Source organism: Acinetobacter sp. UBA5934, from assembly GCF_002430855.1.
Taxonomy (GTDB): Bacteria; Pseudomonadota; Gammaproteobacteria; order Pseudomonadales; family Moraxellaceae; genus Acinetobacter.
In genome coordinates this window covers 1-18,741 of the sequence record NZ_DJDC01000005.1, presented here as the reverse complement: position 1 = coordinate 18,741, position 18,741 = coordinate 1, and the positions used below count along the sequence as shown (strand labels likewise).

The window sequence follows — 18,741 nt, the reverse complement described above, 5'->3', positions numbered from 1 at the left end:
CAGAAATTTCCTGTGCTTGAAGCTGATTCAAGCACAGGAAATTTCTGATCATTTGCCAATGTAATGCTATAGGATAATATTTGCTCGGCTTTCTGGATCATTTCACCGCGTGGCATTTGTTCCCGGTTTAGATCCAGCCAGGGACGCCAGAAACGTGTCAGCTGATCACCTAAATGACTTGAATCCATATATTGAGGATTGCTCAGCATCAAGTAAGCCTTTAACGCATTATAAGCATCTTGCGGATTGGTTTCGGAAGGTTCTAGATATTGCTGAGTTTTGACTCCTTGTTTTATTTCTACATTGACATGATTGGCTTTTAAAGTGGCTTCATTACTTTTTATACGCCGTAAATACTGCGCAATATTCTGCTGGGTTGGCTGCAAAAGCAGTTGTCTAATTCCCGCTAAATATTCGCCTTGTAATTTTTCTCGCAATGTACTGCCTTGATACAGGCCAAAACCAAACTGTATAGGTTGATTTTCTTCAAATTGATCAAGCTGTTGCATACGTTCCTGTAAAATCAGCAAAGCATTCAGCTGTGTAGAGAGTCGTTGGCCTGATTGCTTTTGTAACTGTACCACCTTGTCTAAATCGGCCTGAACATCGGCGATCAGCTGTTGATTATTTCGATATGACCAGATCCACAGGCTCAATATCATGGAAATCCCCAGCAAGGCCGCAATAAAAGCAGAGTAACGTTGTTGCTTGCGTTTAGGATTAATATGCTGTTTAACCAGATGCTGATCCTTCAAAATTACATCTGAAAATAGACTTTTCAGAAAGTAACTATGATGCTGTGAAACGGAATGATCCGGTACAGGATTTTCACTGTTTAAGTTGGGTGATAATTGAAAATCCTGGACCATCTGCTCGGTCATTGGACTTTCAATAACACCCTGTTGTAAGGCACTGGTAAAATAGAAGCCACGAAATACAGGTTTAAACTGGTATGGATTTTCTTCAAACAAGGTTCCTATAAAAGTTTTTAGTACCGATTTTAAGCTTTTAAACTCTAAAGGAAATGTCATTACACTGGGGGAAATGTTCTGGCTATGACGTCGGCTAAGATGTGTGGTACTCAACCCTTTTAAACCTTCATATAAAACTGCATAATGCTGTTCAAAAAGTGCCATTACATTCTGCATGGAATCTGGCTCATATTTTAAGGTAGCACCCCACACCTGCTCAAATTCATCAACATCATAACATTCAAAAAATTCGGTAAATCCTGCAATCAAATCCATTTTGGAAAACACAACATAAACAGGCGCAAATATTTCTAAACGTTCAGTAAGGTCTTGAATACGAGCTCTTAAATTTTTAGCCAGCTTTATTGATTTTTCAGGACTTTGGCTCACCAGTTCGGCAATGCTGACTACTACAATTAAACCGTTAACAGGTGCTTGAGTACGGCTTTTCTTTAGTAAATTCAAAAAGCCCAACCATTCAGGATGATCTTCAGCATAAACTGAATAACGTCCAGCAGTATCCAGCAATACCCCTTCGGTCGAGAAAAACCAGTCACAGTTTCTTGTCCCGCTCAAGCCTGAAGAAATACTTTTTTGATGGGAATTTTCAAAGGGAAATTTTAGTCCAGAATGATAAATCGCTGAACTTTTCCCTGCAGCAGGATTGCCAATAACCATATACCAAGGTAATTCATATAAAGCTGCATGGCCTTTTTTATCACCCAATTTTGATTTACGAATCAGGTGGATCGATTCTTTCATTTGTTGGTTAATCAGCTGTAATTCTTGTGTATTTTTCTGCTGGCCATATTCTGCTTGTGTATTATTTTCAATGGCTTCTGCAAGCACTGCGCCCTGTTGAATATGGCGTTTTTTTTGCACCAGTCTATAAATACCATAGCCGATAATGATGACAATATAAGCTGCAAGCAATGCCCAAAAAATATTTCGCGGAATAGCAGGATAAGAAGACACCAATGCTACTAATAAAGACAGTGCAATAATTGCCTTAGGATGGGTCATATACTGCCAAACATAAGCTAAAACGGTATAAAACATGTGATTCTCGTTATTTTATTTATATTTAAATGATTTGTTCTTGGAACTCATCTAATTCACATCGATTAAAAAAGCATGGGTTAAGGCCTGGTCAGTGCTGTATATCATGCTAGTCATCTCTTCTGGCAGGTGCATCCCCAACATAAAACCAAAAATTTTTGCGAGTTGTTGTGTATGACCTAAAATCGGTTTGGTATATAAAAAATGATGCGGTTCAATTAAAGCAGGTACAAATCTCTGATTATTCTTTTTAATATTTTTTATATCCGTTGCATCATCTAAGATCAGTACAAAAGGCTGTTCCTGTTCGGTCTGATCTGCATGATTAGGCATAATCTGATTAAGACAAGTCAATAAATCATCTACATTGCCGGCAACTTTAAGTACCTTGATCGCCTCCAGATTACTGATCTTCACGTCTTTCGCTGCCACACACCAGCTGGATGCAAATTCCGCTGGGAAATAGTCATCCATGAACCACATTTTTTCATCCAGCAATGTCTGGTCAATTTCAGAATCCACATTAATGATTAATGAAAACTCCTCATTTTGTTGCGATATTTGATCCAGTAATTTAATCCACTCTTCATAAGCATTTTGCTGAGCAAGATAATGATGTTGCAGATGTAGTTGCTGCGAAATCATGCCTAAAGATTGCATAAAATCAAGCAGCATTTCCTGACTTGAACATTCATCCCAGACCTCTAACACGTTATCTGATAATAAAATATGAATATTAAGTCGATTTAGACGTCGCACCTGTTCAATTAAAATCTCTTGATCACCATCATTGTTTGGAGTATCGGTATTGTTCCATTCAGGATGTATGCGGTATTGATATGCCAATTCATGATCATAAAATAATGCAGAATGTTTTAAATGTTCAGCCACTTGCATTAAGGTTTCAGCCTGTTGTTCTAATTGTTGTTGAATTAAAATTTTTATACGTACTAAGCGAGCTGCTTCATCTTCTTCATTTGAGTCATCGTCCTGTAGCTCCACAATATAATCAAGCTTTTGAATCCTGTAGGATAAAACAGCTAAGCCATAATTATTCTCTAGGCGATCATCCAATTCCGGGGATTTAAATTTTTTTAATCCCTCAATTATTGTTTCATTTTCACCCCATGCATGGCATGCCGAGGACGAAAAAATATTTAAATTGAACCATTGAATCTCTTTAACTTCTTGTCCTTTCCCAGTCTGTACTTTATTTAGTGGCTGCTCTAATAAGGTTTGATGCTGTTGTTTTTTATCCCTTCTATATGCCTGATAAGCCTTATAAATAAAATAAGGTGCAAGCAGAATTATGGAAAAAATTACAGGTAATATAAAAAAATAGGACAATAAATCTAGAGCTGAAGGTTCATATTGAACATCACGCCAATAATAAATAATAACTATGCTACACAATAGAAAAATACTACTGAAAGTTCCCAGCACCAGCTTCAGCTTATTCATTGCAGGTCCCCCAATAATGTATAGCATGTCTCTGAATTGGCTTTTCTATGTTTAGTCATTAAAAAAGCACCCTGCGCTAAACCTTGCTCAGACTTTGCATTCAGGCAAAGCGGCTCTATTTCTTCTTTTTTTAAAATTAAACGTACATCCACCATTGTTGTGGGACTACACCAAGTCACAAGTATTTTCTTTAATTTTTCACTCATTTGTTGCTTAGGTAAAAAGCTCAGATAATCCTTTCTAGATAATGGCCCAATCTGAATTTCTATTTTTCCATCAATTTGCCGAATACTCTCACCACAGAAAGTATTCTTTCCAAGTAAATTGGCATTTCCTTCCCCTAAAGTTGCTCGTTGTGCATGTTCCAATTTGAATTTTTCTTCGACCCACTGTTTTATTGTGAAATCAGTTTTGAAAATACAGTCCAGCATGGTTTTTAAAGCGTATGCAGTATTATTTTGCCCCTGCATTAAACCTGAAAATTCAGCAAAATAATCATCTAGTTCACTCTGCTCCTGTTGTGTTCTCACATAACCATTTAAGGCATGCAGGATCTCCAGATAATCATTTTCTTTCTCAATTTCATAACGTACGGGTAAATAATAGGCCAAACTCGCATCGACATATTGTGTTGTCAATTTATGATTAAATAAGCTCAGAAAACTTAGAGTTTCTTGTCTTTGCTGACGACGGCTTTGCTTAATTTTATGGGTATAACTATAAGGTAAAGCACCTTGTATACCGGTTATCCCCATCAGTAGATTAGTGATCTGAATATATTCGTTTTCACTAGTTAAAGATTCTATCTCAGTAACTGGAAAATTAAGATTTAACGAAGTCTGGAATTTAAAATCATTCGCCCAGTATTGGTCTATGGATGAATGTGGCATATGGCGCAACAAACGTGTCGCCTGAATAAACTCATAAGCTGTAGGGGTTGTGAACAGATCCTCTATTACAGAAGTTTCTTGCCACCAACGTTTTGCACGCATTGGTATAACTCCTGTTGAGTATTTGAATCACTGACCACAAGATCAACATAACTATTCATCTGAACTTTTAAATTAAAAATATGACTTAAAAGTTGGCTAAAAATATACAGACTATGGCCTTTAAAAATTTGTGAATCTATAAATAAACTTGCTTTAATTCCACGAACAAATAAGGGAAAAGGTTGCGCTTCAACTAGTTTTTGAGTCAAAGAAAAATCAATTTTTTTAATGGCTTCAATAATAAGCTGGTTTTCTTTCAATTTAGGCAAATTATAAAGCACCAAAAGTTCTTTAATGTGGCTGACTGCATCTCCTTTCATCAGGGATAATGTGTTTAATGACAAATGAGAAATAATGCGCCATTGTTCACTTTTATTTTGCTCAAAGTAATATGGCTTGGACGGTCGCTTTAAAATAAGTGCACGCCGTACAAGGTTACTGTCATTCAAATTCAGAACATTATTGGCTTGACTTAAAGCCTCATGCGGCAAATCTCGATTACAACAGAGCAATCGCGCGCTCATAACGTCAGACTTGGTACTATGTGGGGATAAATATTTGGAAATAATGGAATAATGGGTTTCAAGCAAATTATTCTGCAATTGTGTGGAATTCAAACTATAAAAATACTGCTCACTCTGCTGATGATAATGGCTCATGGCAAAAAATGGCAAAATAGGAACTGTGATCTGATCCTGATTACTTTTTTCCCGAATCATATTCATCTCAACTATTGAATAAAGCTGATAAAATTCAGGGTGATGTGCATCGATAAGCAATGGATATTCTAATTGTTTATGATTTATTTTCTGCGGTTCAGCCTGCTTATAAAACAGGTTCACTACAGGAGTTGAAAACAGTTTAAAATTTGCCACATTCAGCTCAGAATAATTTCGAATACAGGCCTGATCATTTATATTAATCTTTAAATGAATCAATATTTCAAATTCTGTATCTTCCCCCGTTAAATGTTTTAAGACATTTAAATTAAGATTGAGATAATTAAATTTTTCAGGAAAACAAAAATATTCCATCAATAAACGATAGGCATGATGGGTATGTTGATCAATCGGTAATAAACTTTCAGATTCCGCAAAGCCCATAACTGCAAATGGATTAGCAATATCAATAATACGATTGCCAGTTTTGAATGAAAATCCTGTGCTGACATGGAATATACTATCCAAGACCTGCAAGGGAAAATTTGCAATCGCATCTAGGTAAATTGGTAAATTTTCATTGATTAACAGCTGTTGGCTGCGTTGATAAACCTCAAAGCCTAAACTAAGTGTCGCATTCTGATTTAAATGCATGTGTGCACGAGGATGGGTTTTGAAATTCAAATTCTTTAAGGTGATTGGCAGTAATCGTACCGGTTGAGTCGTATTGAATTCACACTGTACGCCTTTAAAACTACGTGACTTTAAGGAAGTCGCTTTAGGAATTTCATGTACGTCCGTCAGCTGTTTTATTTTATTTATATCTTCAAAACTGACCACTGAACATGCGGGAAACGGCTTAAGATATTGAGGAAACATGACTTCAAATAATGAACGGGTAAAAACCTCATAACTGTCCGCTAGTTTTTTATCAATACGCGCAGCTATGAGTGAAAAAGCCTGAATCAGACGCTCAATATGCGGATCATCAATCTGTTCTTGATTAAGCGATAGACGTTGAGCAATTTTCGGATATTTTTGGGCAAATTCACGCGATTGCTGCCCAAATTCTTGCAATTGTTTTTCATAATAAGGTAACAGTTCTTCAATCACAGCAACCCCACTTCAAGATCTTGCAGAAATAACATATTGTTGTGTGGTCGGTTTCAATAAAACATCCAGAATGACCGGCTCAAATATGGGTTGAACGTTTAAATACGCTTGAATACTTAAAGATAATGCTCCCATGTTATGGCCATCGAGTAACATGATGACTTTAATTTGCTTGAGTCGGGGTTCATGGGCGCTAATCGATTGCTCAATGGATTGACAAATTTTATCCCGGTCTGTGGGATTGGCTGTTGATAAGCCCACAAAATCAATAATTCCAAATTGCAGTACAGACTTTTTTGCTTGAGGAAAATCATCGATTACACCATCCAGTAGTGACATGCGGCTATTCAATAAATCCTCCAAATCCGAGGCCACAGATTCTCGTAATTTCTGCAGCGAAATCCTGCGGTCATTTTGTTCAGTTTCAGCTAATAAACGGTCGAATAACGTGGTTTTAAAGCCGTAAGGATATAATTGGTCTAAATTCATGTTTTTTATTATTAAATACTTAAAATTTAAAAATCATTCATAGCGACCAACAACTGTTGGCCACTATTATGGGCAGTATATTATGCAGCGTAAGAAGCTGTATTATTAGAAAGTGACCATTTCTTGGTGACCGCACCTTTTTGTGTACCGTTAATATCCTGCTGATTATAAGTCCATTCTACGGCAGCATATTTCAAACCAAACGATTCAGTCGGAACACCTTCTTCATTGACGTTTGGCGTAACACTTGAAACAAGCACATGCTTTAATTTGATTTGAAGATATTTAATACGTTTATCACCATTGGCACGGTAAAAATCGATTTGGACTTCGTCAAAGGTATATCCCGCTGAACATGCTTCCCAAAGTTTTGGACTGGTTGCATCCAAATCTTTCACAAAAAGCATATCTGAATGTTCAACACGTTCGGCTGTATGGCCCCCTACACTTGAAGATGTTGCCGATTTGGGTTGACGAATATTGTGTGCCCAAGAATTTACTTCTAGCCAGTCTTTATGCTCAGAGTCGCGAGATTCACCATCAACTTTATATTTGCCTCGAAATTGTACGTATATGTCTTTCATTTTTCTAATTTTCCTGTTTTATTTTAAATTATTATAAAATTGCGCTCTAATTAAGCTAGTTAGAGGACTGAGGTAACTCAGTAACAAGTCGCAAAGAAACTGACAACTCATCCAATTGAAAATGTGGTCGTAAAAAAACCACAGACTTGTAGTGCCCAGGTTGAGCTAGATTCTCTACAACTTTAACTGAAGCTTCGCGAAGCGGATATTGTGCTTTTGCCTCTTGCGATGCGCCATCATCTAACAAAACGTATTGTGCTAGCCATTCATTTAAAAATGCTTCAACATTACCAGCAGATGCAAAACTACCCACTTTGTCGCGCATCATGGCTTTTAAATAATGCGCAATACGTGAAACAGCCATAATGTATTGAATTTGACTCGATAAAGCAGAGTTGGCATTTGCGCTATCGTTATCATACTTTTTCGGTTTTTGGGTCGATTGTGCACCAAAGAAAACGGCATAATCGGTATTTTTACAATGTACTAAAGGGATAAATCCTAAATCACTGAGTTCTTTTTCACGACGGTCAGTAATGGCAATTTCAGTTGGACATTTGAACAATACTTCGCCATCACTGGTCTTGAACGTATGCACTGGCAAACCTTCAACCAAGCCGCCACCTTCCACACCCCGGATAGCAGCACACCAACCATGCATATCGAAAGCATTGGTTAAACGTGTTGCAAATGCATAAGCCGCATTCATCCATAAATATTCAGCATGGTCTTGACCACTAACCTGTTCTATAAAGTTAAATCCTTCAGTCACAGTTCCATCTTTAGGATGATATGGCAAACGCCCTAATACGCGTGGCATAGTCAATGCAACATAACGGGCATCATCACTTTCGCGGAATGAACGCCACTGAACATATTCAGCGGTTTCAAAAATTTTAGCAACATCACGTGGACGATCAATATCGGTAAATGAGTCTAGGCCCAATATGTTGGCACTGGCTGCTGAAATAAATGGTGCATGTGCTGCTGCAGCGACATGAGAAATCTGCTCCAGCAGATACATATCCGATGGAGTCCTGTCAAATTCAAAATCACCCACCAATGTGGCATAAGGCGCACCACCAAACGAACCATATTCTTCTTCATAGATTTTTTTAAACAGGGAACTCTGATCAAAATCGGTCGCCCCCTGAAAATCTTTAATCAATTCTTTTTTGGTCGTATTGAGCATACGAATTTTAATTAAAGAATGAGATGGGGTTTCCTGGCAAAAATAGTATAAGCCACGCCAGCTTGATTCAATTTTTTGAAATTGTTCATGATGAATAATTTTACTTAACTGACTAGAAATTAATGCATCAATCTCTGCAATTCGTTTATCAATAGACAAGGTCATATTTTCGCAAACCGTTATCGTTCCAGCCATGACTTCTTTAGCCAATTCAGCTATCAGGCTTTTCGCACGATGATGTTCTTCTTCATTACGTGCGATACGGCTTTGCTCAACAATCGAATCCAGCAAAGTAAATTCTTGAACATTTGTAGCTGTCGCAGTTGCAGTATGAAAATTATTCATGTCCTGCCTCCACGCTTAATTTACGGACTTGATCTGTATTTTGCAGAATTTCATCCAACAAATCTTCAAGACGTTCATTATTTGAAATTTTATTACGCAAATCAGTTAAACGCTGCCGTGCTTCAACCAATTGACGTAATGGATCTACCTGCTGTACGACATTTTCTGGACGGAAATCTGCCATTGAATTAAAAGTTAAATCCACAGACATACGACCACCTTCTTCAGTTAAGGTGTTTTCTACCTGAAAGTCTACACGGGGTACCAATGATTGCATCACCTCGTCAATATTATCCAAATCGACATTGATAAATTTTTTATCTTTTAATTTGGTTTTTTCTAATTCTGAAGCGGCTGAAAAATCACCCAATACCCCAATAACAAAAGGTAACTCTTTTATTTCCTTGCCACTTCCAACTTCTACATCATAAGTAAGTTGGACACGAGGTGGACGAATACGTTGTAATTTCTTTTGTACACTTTCACGTTTAGCCATGAAGACTATCCTATTTTAGTTCTTATTAAATGAAGCAAACGGGCTTGGACCCGACGTTATGGAATTATTAATTTGCGGTTTTGTTGTAGCCGGGGTACTTCGTGCAGCTGTTTTGACTACTCTGCTCTGTAAATTGACACTTTGGGGACGGCTTAACGAACTGGTTTTTCCAGCGGTACGATTGGATAAAATACTGCCTTTTACTCGTGGTTTTAGTCGGATTGTATTTGCTGTGACAGCTTTAGCAGTGGAGGTATCAGGTTCAGGCAAGGAAATCTGAATATGATCAGATAATTTTTTCGCTGCAGGATAAGTACTTTCCGCATTCAGATAACGCATTTCATTATTACGCATATACTGTAAATTACTTTCGCTAATCGCTATCCCCGCAAGAAAAGCAACATCGGTCAATTCTCTGCTCTGGATATTCTGTTTATGTAACTCTTCTACCCATTGCAAAGCTTTCAGATTTTTACCTAGAACCTGAAATCTTTGAGCAGCCTGAATAGATAAGTCATTCTTTAATTCACTATTGTTCTTATTTTTTTTATCGCATAGCTGACGATAAATATTTAATAATTCTGGGTCGGTTTCATCACGAACTAAAGGATAAGTCTTAATGCAGCCCCTTTTGAGTTCAATATTTTTTTCGCTCGCGAAGGTTAAAGGACTGATAGATAGCATTACCCACAAGGATAAAAAAAATTTATATTTATTCAAAAGATGCCTCTAATTTTATAGCTTTAAATTTAATTATTAGTATAGGTTTAAGAAAATTAAATGATTTTTATAATCTAAACTTATTATTATGATTCTTAATCAATGCGCAGATTTAACAAAAAATAACCAGCTTAAGTCAACAGTGAATTCATGCAAAACCACACTTTTTATTGTTTTTTTATGTAAAAGATACAAAAAATCATCATATTTTTTTTTGATTTTTAAAAAAAATGTGTATTATGTGCACATAATTTTTATAAAAAACAAACATAATATATTGTTTTAACTAAATAAATTTTTTAAAAATAACAAAATCAGAATAGTTCAGTCTATAAACAGAATAAAAACTGACGTTCTTTTAGTCATGTTGAGTGGGATATGAATAATTTAAAAATTTTAATTACAAAATTATCTTCTTGTGCTCGTCTGGCACTAGAAAAATCAGCCAATACCTGTATAGCTCAGCAAAATTATGAAATAGAAATTGAACACTTTTTTTTAGAAATTCTAAACAGTCATGAAAATAATGATGCCCAACTGCTATTGGAAAATTACAAAATATCACGTCTTGAATTACTGGATGATTTAAAGAAAAGCATTGCACATTTGTCTAAAGGTAATACGCGTACTCCTATTTTTGCAAAGTCAATCGCACGTCTATTAGAACAAGCCTGGTTATTAGCCTCAGCAGAACAAAAACCTGTCATTCGAACAGGCCATCTTGTGGTTGCGTTATTAACTGCATCAGATCTTTATCAAATCGCGGTCCGTGCTTCATGCTTATTTGAATTGCTACCAATAGATCAGATGAAACACACTTTTTTAGATGAGTGTACAACGAGTATCGAACAAGAACTGGAACAGAGTGCAGCTCATTCAGATACGATAAAAGCTACACTATTATCTAAGCCGTTATCTGAACAATTATCCGAAAATATATTAAAAACGCCTGCTTTAGATCAGTACACTGTGGATTTAACTGAAAAAGCCAAAAAAGGTGGAATTGATCCAGTCATTGGTCGTGAATTTGAAATTCGCTTGATGCTGGATATTCTAATGCGCCGTCGTCAAAACAATCCTATTTTAACCGGTGATCCCGGGGTTGGTAAAACCGCAGTGGTAGAAGGTTTGGCTGTTAAAATTGCCAATAATCAAGTTCCAGATGCTTTAAAAAATGTTCATTTACATATGCTGGATATGGGGCTTTTACAGGCTGGTGCCAGTGTTAAAGGTGAATTTGAAAATCGTCTAAAGCAGGTTATTCAGGAAGTTCAAAGTTCTAGTCATCCCATTATTTTATTTATTGATGAAGCACATAGCTTAATTGGTGCCGGTGGTCAGGCGGGACAAAACGATGCAGCCAATCTGCTTAAACCAGCACTCGCACGGGGTGAATTGCGTACGATTGCCGCGACAACTTGGGCTGAGTATAAACAGTTTTTCGAAAAAGATGCGGCTCTCAGTCGTCGCTTTCAAGTGGTGAAAGTGGAAGAACCAACAGAAGCCGTGGCTGTTGATATGCTGCGTGCCATGATTCCTGTCATGACTCACCATTTTAATGTAAAAATTGATGATGAAGCGATTGTTACAGCAGTCCATAGCTCTCATCGATATATCAGCGGACATCAGCTTCCGGATAAAGCCATCAGTGTACTGGATACCGCAGCTGCCCGAGTGGCTTTGACACAAAATGCACAACCGGTGAAACTGGATCAGTTACAGGCACAATGGCATAACCTGCATCTGGAACAGGAAATTTTGCAAAAAGAACAGCAAAATATGCCTATTCACCAGGAACGCATTATGGAGCTAAAAGTTCAAATTTCTAAATTATCAAATAAAATCAAAGCTACAGAAGCCCAGTGGCAAAAAGAACTGCAACTGGTCAACAGGATTAAAGAACTGGAACAATCTGCTACAGGTCAGTCAAATCCAGATATTGCTCAATGTCGTGAAACTCTGGCTCAGCTTCAAGGTACCACTCCGCTGGTTTTTGAACGCGTAAATGCGCAGATGATTCATGAAATTATTTCTGACTGGACAGGCATTCCTGTAGGAAAAATGGCCAATGATGAAATTAAACAAATTTTGAGTTTAAAAGAGAAGCTGTCAGTGCGAGTTATGGGACAGGAAGATGCCTTAGATCAGCTGGTTCAGGGCATTAAAACCTCTAAAGCAAAACTGGAAGATCCGCATAAACCCCAAGGTGTATTTTTATTGGTAGGTCCAAGTGGTGTAGGTAAAACAGAAACCGCTTTAGCACTTGCTCATGAATTATATGGTGGCGAATCTCATCTGATTACCATCAACCTGTCTGAATACCAGGAAGCCCATACGGTTTCTACACTCAAGGGAGCTCCTCCCGGCTACGTTGGATATGGTCAAGGCGGTGTTTTAACTGAAGCGGTACGACGAAATCCTTATAGTGTGGTCTTGCTCGATGAAATTGAAAAAGCCCATAGCGATGTCCAGGAATTGTTTTATCAGGTTTTTGATAAGGGCATGCTTGAAGATGGCGAAGGGCGTTTAATTGATTTTAAAAATACCACGATCCTGTTGACATCCAATGTCGGGTCAAGTGTCATTATGCAAACCTGCTTAAACTCAGCAGTTGAAGATTGGCCAACCGCAGAACAATTAACAGAACACTTGAAACCAAGTTTATATCAACAGTTTAAACCGGCATTTTTAGGTCGTATGCGTATTGTACCTTACTTCCCTTTACATGATGAATTACTGCTACGCATCATCAGATATAAGTTGGATAAAATTACTGCTCGTTTAGAACAACAATACCCCACTAAAGTTAACTATAGTGAAAATCTGATTGAATTACTGCTTAGCCGTTGTACTGAGGTTGATAGTGGTGCACGTAATGTCGATAACATTCTCAATTCATCCGTATTGCCTGCTTTAGCCACACAAATTTTGCTTGGTTTGGCAGAACAGAAATTGCCACAACACATTTTTATCGATGTTCAAAATAATGAAATATTTTATCAAGTTGATCCGGTAGTCAACACAATAAAAAAACGTAATAAAAAGCCTCGTGTCACTGAAGCATAATTTAAAACAGATAAGAAAGGCAGAACATGAGTTTAGAACTGGAAAAATTATTAAAACCAATTTCAGATGAAGCTCCATGCGGGATAGATTGTTCTTTTTCCAATGAGTTTCATACCATTAAAAAAGCACGAACTCAGGATGATTTACTTTTAGAACAAGGCGATTGGATTGCTGAACCGAAACTGGCCGATTGGAGTTTTGTAAATGAAAAAGCTACTGAACTATTAACTGAAAAAACCAAGGATATTCGGTTATATAGCTGGTTGCTTGAAGCCTGGTCCAATCTGTACGGTTTTGACGGAGTGGCCAAAGGTTTAGAATTAACCCAACGTAGTTTAAGCGACTTCTGGATATTGCTATATCCAAAAATAGAAGATCATGATTTGGACCAACGTCTGGGCTTATTGCAAGGACTGATTAATCAACTGCCCATGTTGATTAAAAATATTTCCGTGATAAATATTTCACCTTTTTATTCTGTAATTGACTATGAAAATTTATTACATCAACAAAATTTACACCGTAAGCAGAATGATGAAAATAGTGCCATTACTGTCAATACCTCATTAGAGCAATTTGAACAGGCATTATTGAATACGTCAAAATCTTTTCAATATCAAAATTATCAGAACTTTTTAGAAATTTTGCAGCAGTGGAACATTTTAAAAAATGTACTCGATAGCTTAATGGGTTTAGACGCTCCAAGTTTTGCAGCTATTGACTCTCAGCTAGAATCTATTCATGGCAGCCTGAAAAAAATCTACAAAACTGATGCTTTTGGTTCAGTACTTATGCCAGCTTCATCAAATCCTTTCACTGACATGATTGATTCGGCTAAAACCCTAAAATCACTTAGTGATCCAACGATACCTATAAGCAGTGCACAAAAATTTCAGCCACACGCGCAAAATCATGTAGCAAATCGTGAACAGGCTATGCAGCTTTTACAAGACATTGCCGATTATTTCCAGGTTAATGAACCTCATAGTCCAGTCAGCTATTTGCTACAAAAAACGATTAAATGGAGTGAGATGCCTTTACATGAATGGCTCAGCCAGGTGATTAAAAACGATAACCCTTTAGAAACGGTCCATGAACTTTTGGGTATACAAAAACAATCCTCATCATACGAATAACAATTGGTAAATTTAATGTTTAAAGCAGAAAAGATTCTTTGGGGCGAAGGCTTATTTTTACGTCCACAACATTTTCAATTACAAGATGCCTATCATGAACAGCGCTTAAATCATACCATCCGTTCTACCATTCCTTTTGCCTATGGTATTCAATCCATCCAATTTGATGAACTGCAATTAAGTACTCATGTTCTGGCTTTAGAAAAAGTAGAAATAATTTGGCAAGATGGCGAAATTTACCAGGCACCGTCACGTGACTTATTACCAGAACCCATTCAACTAGATGATTTAACTTTACGTGGAGAAATGACAGTCTATTTGGCCTTACCGATGATTCAGCCAAATAAGCGCAATGTTGCTTTTGAAGAAAGTAACCAACCGAGCCGTTATCATTCACACTTAACTGAAACGCATGATTTATTTACCGATGCTACCGCCGCAGATATTACATTGTTAAGACGCCGTGCAGTATTTAAATTACTTGAATCTGGCATTGAACCCAATCATGAGCTAGATGGCTTTCTGTATTTAGCAGTAGCAAAAGTTAAACGTCAGAGTTCGGGAAATTTTGAATTTGATTCTAAATTTATACCACCGATCTTGCATATTGATGCATCTGCTAGCCTGATGTCAGGTTTAAAACGTAGCCTGAACGTGATTAAGGCGAAAATTAAAACCATTCAAAGTAATAATCGTGAAAATGAACAAAAACTCATCGAATTCCGCTCCGGTGATATTGTTTCTTTTTGGTTAGTGAATGCCTTAAATACTGCATATGCCAGCCTGAATCATCTTTTGCGATATCCCCATATTCATCCTGAACGATTATTTTTTGAATTACTGCGTTTAACCGGATCACTGCTGACCTTTTCTACAGCTTATGAGGTCGACCAATTACCTCATTATAAGCATCATCATTTACAAGAAAGCTTTTCACAGCTCGATGTTATTTTGCGTGACTTACTCGATACCATTATTTCAAATCGCTATATCAGCATTGCCTTAAAAGAAACACGTCCCTCCTATTGGATGGGAAGTCTGGAATCCGACAAAATTACACGTGATACACGACTTTATATTGCGGTTTCGAGTAGCCTGATGCAAAGCCATGAGCTGATTCAGTTAGTTCCACTGCGGTTTAAAGTGGGTAATTCTGTGGATGTAGAACAGCGTGTTGTTGCCGCCCTGCCCGTCATTCCCTTACATCATCTCATACAGGTTCCAACTGCGATTCCGGTACGTTCTGGGGTCAGCTATTTTGAAGTCGAACCCCACAATGAATTGTATCAACGCATGCTGGATGCCGAATCAATATGTATTTATATTCCGGCCGGTTTTCAGGATATTTCGGTTGATGTTATTGCGGTCATAAATAGCTAAGGAGTCAGTATATGAATAATCAAGCATCTGCACAATTTAAGGATGGTCAAATTGGTTTAGAGCTAGACTCAACAGCAACACTGCCTAAAGTCACCAGTGCAACAAATCTTGTTGATTTATTACATGATGGTTTCTATGTGGTTTTCTTATTGAAGAATCAATATATCCCAGCAAATCCAGATGATTTTCGGGAAAAAATTTTAGCCCTGTTAAATCGTTTTGAAAATCAGGCACGAAAACTACAATTTTCAGCAGTTGATATTCAGGATGCACAATATGCTTATTGTGCCTTGCTTGATGAGACGATTGTGACGCAACAAGATGTTCAATTTTTTGATTTACAAAATAAATGGATGATCAGTCCCTTACAATTAAGCCTTTTTGGATCGCAACTTGCTGGCCATCGTTTTTTTGAAATTTTAGAATCATTACGTAGTCATGGCAAAGAGCGATTAGCAGCTCTCGAAGTTTTTCATTACTGCATGTTACTTGGCTTTCATGGCAAATTCCGTATTGAATCGATACAAAGTTTAAATCATCTGATGGCTCGGGTTGGCGATGAAATTGACTTCCTGAAAGGTAAAAAAACTTCTTTTGCACCCTTTGCTGCCTTGCCTGATCAAATTAAGCATATCATTCATCGCGAATTGCCCTTTTGGGGAGTTTTAATTTTTTTGGCGACTTTTGCTTTACTCTCCTTTTTATCCTTAAACTTTATGCTTTCAAATCAAAATGATAAATCACTTTTTATTTATCAGAATATTATTAGTCCACCTGCCGAACAAGCCTATATCACGATTCATTTACCATAAGTGTTTAAAAAAAAGAAAATGAGAACATGGCAACCCAATTTAGCAATATGAATATTTCCAAGCAGAAGAGCTTAGAACATACGGAAAATAAGCAAAAAATTTCGACAAGCTTAACAATGCATAGCAATCTATCTGACTTCAAAATCATCAATCAGCCTGAGCCAGGTGGTAATCATTCTGTTATATATCTTAAAAATCAAGCTACTGATTTAAATAGATTATTTAGCTATCAAGGGCTATTAAAACCAGTCAAAAAATATCTGAGCACTATTCATCATCAGGTTCAGCCATCGCAATATTCTGTTCACAATAATGTTGTCGCTAAAGCGGCCACTAAAACCCTAGCTATACTTTTAGAAACCGCCGTATCTTCATGATTATTGCTATTCTTACTTGTTTTCTTTTGCTCGCTGGTAGCCTGGCCTGGTTCTTTTCTTATGATTTACGTCTGAAAGTACAAGACTTCTTTTTAGTGCTTATTCCGCAAAGTAAGAAACAATTTTATTCTGTCAGGCAATTTGCTCAGCAGTTCAATGAGGCTGCTGCCCCAAAACAACTCCAGTCGCATTGGCATTTGCAACAATGGTGGATACTGGTTGCAGGCTTTTCGTTATTTACCAGTATCTTGATTTTTGCTTTTACCCGCCCCATAAGTCCGACCAAAATTGAAGCTGATTATTTAAGAGAAGTTGATCCTCAAATTTATACCTTGCTCGACGGGCAAATGCTTTCACCTCCTCCTGAGGTGGAACAATCCTTAATTGAAGAAGCTATTATTTCAGCAACCAATATCGAAGCTACCGAGTCCAGTATTCAGGCAAAAGTATTTAACTCAAATACAGAGGATTTAGCGGCCTTACATTCCCATGGAGATCTGGTATCTGCCGATCGAAAATGGCATAAAATGAATCCACGCTATAAACAACGTTTATTGATGGTATTTAAAATCATGCAACAACGTTATGGTTATGAAATGGTTTTATTAGAAGGTTACCGTAGTCCAGAACGTCAGAACGTCCTGGCTGGCAATAGTCATATTACGCGCGCCAAAGGTTTTCAAAGTTATCATCAATTTGGTTTGGCTGCCGATGTTGCATTTAAGCGAAATGGTAAAGTGGTGATTTCAGAACGTGATCCTTGGGCAATGCAAGGCTACCAGTTATATGGAACAGTTGCAGAATCAGTCGGTTTAACGTGGGGTGGTCGTTGGACATCTATTCAAGATTATGGTCATAGCGAGTATCGTATGCCTGGACTCAAAAAAACCGCTGAAATGGCTGAACAGTTAACTGCAGAAGGTCAACTGTTGGCCAATCATATAAATGAAGCTTTTGAGTAACAGAAAATATCGTTAGCATTTGAAATTAATGAAGATACTGATTCATTTCATCCAGCACTTGTTGAGTTTTTTCAGCATGCAGCCAATGTCCGGCATCTTCGATGCATTGAATTTTCGCATGTGGAAATTGCTGCTTGATTGAATTGAAATGTTCATCCTTGCTTATATAGGCGGATTTACCGCCACGGATAAACAGTGCCTCTTTTGGCCACGGCTGGATCATCTTCCAATTCAGGATTTCTGAATAATGATTAAATAAAGCATCAACATTAAATAACCATTGGCCCTTATTAAAGGATTTCATTAGAAACTGGATCACCATTTCTTCATGTAAATGCTCACGCATAATTTGAGTCGCCTGTTGGCGACTTTCAATCTGGGCATTTTTGACGGCAAATAAAGCTTTAAAAATTTGTTCGTGATGACTTTCTTGATAGGCAAATGGTGCCATATCCAAAACTACCAACTGCTCTAAGCGCTGCCCTGCCTGATTTGCCAACTGCATGGCAATTTTTCCACCCATGGAATGACCAATAGCAGAAAAATTTTGGATATTTAAAGCATCTAGGGTTTCCAGAATATCTGCTGCCATAACAGCATAATTCATTTCTGCTGTATGTGCTGAATGACCATGATTTCGTACATCAATTTGAATCACGGAATGGGATTCATAATATGCACGTGCCAACATACCTAAATTACTTAGACTGCCAAACAAACCATGAATAAATACCAGAGGATTTTTTGCTGTAGCGGCTTTATTAAGATGTATTTGGTGATTTAAAATCATGGATGTCTTTCATTACTTTTTAGATGAAATTATTTTTGAGTAAATTAGGAATTTAATCAATTGCCAATTTTTTAAAATATTATTTTTGCTTAGGCTATTTATGTAGATAAAAACTGGTGAAGTTCTTGCTTGGGAAA

At 37.3% G+C, this 18,741-nt stretch carries 16 protein-coding genes; 6 read left to right on the top strand and 10 right to left on the bottom strand.

Annotated elements, in window-relative coordinates; translation table 11 throughout:
* The 9 genes from tssM to B2Y23_RS00145 all read right to left on the bottom strand — a co-directional run.
* Window positions 1–2,030: type VI secretion system membrane subunit TssM (gene tssM, locus B2Y23_RS00185; protein ID WP_291368320.1), on the bottom strand; the 2,030-nt coding region annotated here is incomplete at its 3' end.
* A gap of 51 nt (window positions 2,031–2,081) precedes the next feature.
* The gene (locus tag B2Y23_RS00180; RefSeq protein ID WP_291368318.1) at window positions 2,082–3,491 is read right to left on the bottom strand and encodes a hypothetical protein; all 1,410 of its coding nucleotides are present in this window, start codon (window positions 3,489–3,491) and stop codon (window positions 2,082–2,084) included.
* The gene (gene tssG / locus B2Y23_RS00175) at window positions 3,488–4,483 is read right to left on the bottom strand and encodes a type VI secretion system baseplate subunit TssG (protein ID WP_291368316.1); all 996 of its coding nucleotides are present in this window, start codon (window positions 4,481–4,483) and stop codon (window positions 3,488–3,490) included. Before tssG ends, B2Y23_RS00180 begins: the two co-directional genes overlap by 4 nt.
* Window positions 4,447–6,255: a type VI secretion system baseplate subunit TssF gene (tssF, locus tag B2Y23_RS00170; protein ID WP_291368314.1), complete on the bottom strand. Its 1,809-nt coding sequence runs from the start codon at window positions 6,253–6,255 to the stop codon at window positions 4,447–4,449. The genes tssG and tssF overlap by 37 nt, the downstream gene beginning before the upstream one ends.
* Before the next feature lie 12 nt (window positions 6,256–6,267).
* Window positions 6,268–6,744 (bottom strand): type VI secretion system baseplate subunit TssE, encoded by a 477-nt coding sequence (gene tssE, locus B2Y23_RS00165; RefSeq protein WP_291368312.1) that lies wholly within the window; start codon window positions 6,742–6,744, stop codon window positions 6,268–6,270.
* An 80-nt stretch (window positions 6,745–6,824) separates the two neighbouring features.
* The gene (locus tag B2Y23_RS00160; protein WP_131273722.1) at window positions 6,825–7,328 is read right to left on the bottom strand and encodes an Hcp family type VI secretion system effector; all 504 of its coding nucleotides are present in this window, start codon (window positions 7,326–7,328) and stop codon (window positions 6,825–6,827) included.
* Between the two features lie 55 nt (window positions 7,329–7,383).
* A complete protein-coding gene (gene tssC / locus B2Y23_RS00155; RefSeq protein WP_291368308.1) occupies window positions 7,384–8,865 on the bottom strand; it encodes a type VI secretion system contractile sheath large subunit in 1,482 nt (493 codons plus the stop codon).
* Entirely contained in the window at window positions 8,858–9,361 is a 504-nt protein-coding gene (gene tssB, locus B2Y23_RS00150) for a type VI secretion system contractile sheath small subunit (protein WP_291368306.1), read from the bottom strand. Before tssB ends, tssC begins: the two co-directional genes overlap by 8 nt.
* 15 nt (window positions 9,362–9,376) lie before the next feature.
* Complete coding sequence (locus tag B2Y23_RS00145) at window positions 9,377–10,081, bottom strand: hypothetical protein (RefSeq protein WP_291368304.1); 705 nt, start codon at window positions 10,079–10,081, stop codon at window positions 9,377–9,379.
* 378 nt (window positions 10,082–10,459) lie between these two features.
* On the opposite strand from B2Y23_RS00145, the gene tssH reads away from it, so the two are divergent.
* Genes tssH through B2Y23_RS00115 form a run of 6 tightly spaced genes read left to right on the top strand, consistent with a single transcriptional unit; the run spans window position 10,460 to window position 17,814 of the window.
* Entirely contained in the window at window positions 10,460–13,147 is a 2,688-nt protein-coding gene (gene tssH, locus B2Y23_RS00140) for a type VI secretion system ATPase TssH (RefSeq protein WP_291368302.1), read from the top strand.
* Window positions 13,148–13,173: 26 nt separating this feature from the next.
* Window positions 13,174–14,283 carry a type VI secretion system protein TssA gene (gene tssA, locus B2Y23_RS00135; RefSeq protein WP_291368300.1) on the top strand — a complete coding sequence of 370 codons (1,110 nt, stop codon included), beginning with the start codon at window positions 13,174–13,176 and terminating at the stop codon, window positions 14,281–14,283.
* Window positions 14,284–14,298: 15 nt separating this feature from the next.
* Window positions 14,299–15,663, top strand: coding sequence for a type VI secretion system baseplate subunit TssK (gene tssK / locus B2Y23_RS00130; RefSeq protein ID WP_291368298.1), 1,365 nt, complete (start codon window positions 14,299–14,301; stop codon window positions 15,661–15,663).
* Between the two features lie 11 nt (window positions 15,664–15,674).
* Window positions 15,675–16,475, top strand: a complete 801-nt coding sequence (gene icmH, locus B2Y23_RS00125; RefSeq protein WP_291368296.1) for a type IVB secretion system protein IcmH/DotU — start codon at window positions 15,675–15,677, stop codon at window positions 16,473–16,475.
* A gap of 26 nt (window positions 16,476–16,501) precedes the next feature.
* Window positions 16,502–16,852 carry a hypothetical protein gene (locus tag B2Y23_RS00120; protein ID WP_291368293.1) on the top strand — a complete coding sequence of 117 codons (351 nt, stop codon included), beginning with the start codon at window positions 16,502–16,504 and terminating at the stop codon, window positions 16,850–16,852.
* Window positions 16,849–17,814: a M15 family metallopeptidase gene (locus B2Y23_RS00115; protein WP_291368291.1), complete on the top strand. Its 966-nt coding sequence runs from the start codon at window positions 16,849–16,851 to the stop codon at window positions 17,812–17,814. The genes B2Y23_RS00120 and B2Y23_RS00115 overlap by 4 nt, the downstream gene beginning before the upstream one ends.
* Window positions 17,815–17,839: 25 nt before the next feature.
* Here B2Y23_RS00115 and B2Y23_RS00110 read toward each other — a convergent pair whose 3' ends face one another.
* Window positions 17,840–18,604 carry an alpha/beta fold hydrolase gene (locus B2Y23_RS00110; RefSeq protein WP_291368289.1) on the bottom strand — a complete coding sequence of 255 codons (765 nt, stop codon included), beginning with the start codon at window positions 18,602–18,604 and terminating at the stop codon, window positions 17,840–17,842.
* Between the last annotated feature and the right edge of the window lie 137 nt (window positions 18,605–18,741).